The 634-nt window shown below is 35.3% G+C and carries 2 protein-coding genes; both read right to left on the reverse strand.

Annotated elements, in window-relative coordinates; genetic code table 11:
• Positions 1-179 precede the first annotated feature (179 nt).
• Positions 180-332: a hypothetical protein gene (locus V7Z60_RS04285; RefSeq protein WP_334116587.1), complete on the reverse strand. Its 153-nt coding sequence runs from the start codon at positions 330-332 to the stop codon at positions 180-182.
• Positions 333-412: 80 nt separating this feature from the next.
• Positions 413-634, reverse strand: a 222-nt coding sequence (locus tag V7Z60_RS04290; protein ID WP_334116588.1) for a hypothetical protein, incomplete at its 5' end; no start/stop codon positions are given.

Here is a 634-nt window from a genome sequence, read left to right on the forward strand (position 1 = left end):
GGGACTGCATCTGTTCAAGGGATGATGCCCCTCCGATAACAGGCAGGTTTCAGAAAACGTTAGATTTATCTCCCTGTGTACTTTAACAACTAGAATCGTATAAAATGTAAAATTTACACAAAACACTCCACACGTTTTTCAATATGTGGAGTGTTGTTTTAAATTAATTAAACTTTTGGCTATGCATTAAATGTAGCACAACGATCAAAGCGTTGGCTTGAAAGAACTATTGTCTTTTCTTCATCCTTCTCCATATCGTGAATCTTATTCACCATTTCCTCAAAGTTCATTAACTCTTCCTTTTTCAATGTATCTTCAACAACATTTTCCATATAAATCACCTCATTGATTTTATTGTATATTTGAAGATTTTTTCTCCCAGCAAGAGATCTTATATTTATATTCATAAACGTTACACATCCAATTCAACTGAAATCTTATTTGATCCTATCAAGGCCAAAGCCAGCGAAACATAGAAAATAAAAACAGTCACAGAGTATTTTTGAATTCCAAATACAGACAGGAACACAGGTACCCCAAGAAGCCCTACAGGCTGGCTTAGATTAATCAACGCATACAGACAGTTGGATACTGTTCCGAAACACTCCTGGGGAATCTTATTCTGAAAAACCGT

The sequence above is a fragment of the Ligilactobacillus sp. genome, from assembly GCF_036846325.1.
GTDB lineage: Bacteria > Bacillota > Bacilli > Lactobacillales > Lactobacillaceae > Ligilactobacillus.

Excerpts from the sequence above, each read along its gene's own strand:
- V7Z60_RS04285 (WP_334116587.1), bottom strand. The coding sequence starts at position 332 with ATGGAAAATGTTGTTGAAGATACATTGAAAAAGGAAGAGTTAATGAAC.